Origin of the sequence: Pseudomonas sp. NFACC43 (genome assembly GCF_900119645.1) — a bacterium.
Lineage (GTDB): Bacteria > Pseudomonadota > Gammaproteobacteria > Pseudomonadales > Pseudomonadaceae > Aquipseudomonas.
On sequence record NZ_FPKK01000043.1, the window covers coordinates 1 to 1,919 of the forward strand.

1 protein-coding gene is annotated in these 1,919 nt (G+C 65.7%); it reads left to right on the plus strand.

Going from position 1 to position 1,919, the window contains the following annotated elements:
• A partial coding sequence (locus BT179_RS26270; RefSeq protein WP_143148748.1) for a condensation domain-containing protein occupies positions 1 to 1,919 on the plus strand: 1,919 nt, incomplete at both ends.

Below are 1,919 nucleotides of genomic sequence, written 5' to 3' on the forward strand. Positions count from 1 at the left end.
GTGCAGATCACCCCGGACATGCTCACCTTGGTAGCGCTTGATCAGCCAACCATTGACCGGATCGTGGCCACGGTGCCCGGTGGCGCACGCAACGTACAGGACATCTACCCGCTGGCGCCGCTGCAGGAAGGCATCCTCTACCACCACCTGACCGCCGAGCAGGGCGACCCCTATGTACTGAAAATACTCTTCGAACTGCACAATCGTGACCGATTGACGGCTTTCGTCGATGCGCTTGAGCATGTCATCGATCGCCACGACATCCTGCGCACCAGCGTGGTCTGGGAAGGATTCGACTCACCGGTGCAGGTGGTCTGGCGTAAAGCCCGACTGGTGGTGGAAGAGGTGGCGCTGGCCGACGCGGCGGGGGATATCGCCTCGCAGTTGCAGGCCCGCTTCGACCCGCGGCATTACCGTCTCGATATCACCCGTGCCCCCATGCTGCGGCTGGCTTACGCGCAAGACGCGGCCAGGGGACGCTGGGTCGCGGTGTTGCTCTTCCACCACATGGCCCTGGACCACACGGCCATGGAAGTGGTGCAGCACGAGATGCAGGCGCATCTGTTGGGCAAGACCGCTCCGCTGGCGGCGGCAGTGCCTTATCGCAACTATGTGGCGCAGGCGGGCCTGGGCGTGAGCGAACAGGAGCACGAACACTTCTTCCGCCAGATGCTCGGCGATATCGACGAGCCGACCCTGCCGTTCGGTGTACGGGACGTGCAGGGTGACGGGCGGGATATCGAGGAAGCCCGGCGGCCTGTCGACACGGCGTTGAGCCAGCGCCTACGGGTCCTGGCGCGGCAGTTGGGTGTCAGCGCTGCCAGCCTGGTTCACCTGGCCTGGGCACAGTTGCTGGGCCGCGTGTCCGGCAAGGACGACGTGGTATTCGGCACCGTACTGATGGGGCGCATGCAAGGCGGGGACGGTGCTGACCGGGCCCTGGGCATGTTCATCAACACCTTGCCCCTGCGAGTGGAAGTGGGCATCCAAAGCGTGCGTGAAGGGGTGGAAGCCACCCACGCGCGATTGACCGGCCTGCTGGGCCATGAACACGCGTCCCTGGCCCTGGCACAGCGTTGCAGTGGCGTGGTTGCGCCCATGCCGCTGTTCAGCGCCTTGCTCAACTATCGTCACAGCGCCGGCCTCGCGGATTCCAGCCAGGCCCTGGCCGGTTGGGAAGGCATCGAGACCCTGAGCAACGAAGAACGCACCAATTACCCGCTGACCCTGTCGGTGGACGACCTGGGCGACGATTTCCACCTGACCGCGCTGGCGGTGCCACGGATCGGCGCGCAACGGGTCTGCGAGTACATGCACATTGCCCTGGAAACCCTGGTGGAGTCCCTGGAGCTGGCGCCGTCGACGCCGTTGAACCGTCTGGCGATACTGCCGGCTGCCGAGCGTCGGCAGGTGGTGGTGGGCTTCAATGCGACCATGCGTCCTTATCCGCAGGATCGGACCGTCCATGGGTTGTTCGAAGCCCAGGCCGAGGCTCGTCCACACGCCATCGCCGCTGTGCAGGATGGGCGTTGCCTGACCTATAGCGAGCTCAACGCCTGGGCCAACGGCCTGGCGCGCCATCTGGCAGGCCTGGGCGTGCAGCCCGGGGACCGCGTGGCGCTGGGGCTGGGGCGTTCGATCGAGCTGCTGGTCGGCCAGTTGGCGGTGCTCAAGTGTGCCGCCGTCTACGTGCCGCTGGATATCGGCGCGCCGCTGGAGCGCCAGCAGTTCATGGTCGACGACAGCGGAGCGCAGGTGGTCCTGGCCCGCAAAGGTCAGAAGGTTCCTGCGGGTCCTCTGCGGGTGGACCTGGGTCACATGGAGGTGGATGAAACCTGTGTCGACCTCGATCTGCCCCAGAGCGCCGAAGCGGTGGCCTACATCATGTACACCTCCGGTTCCACCGGCACTCCCAAGGG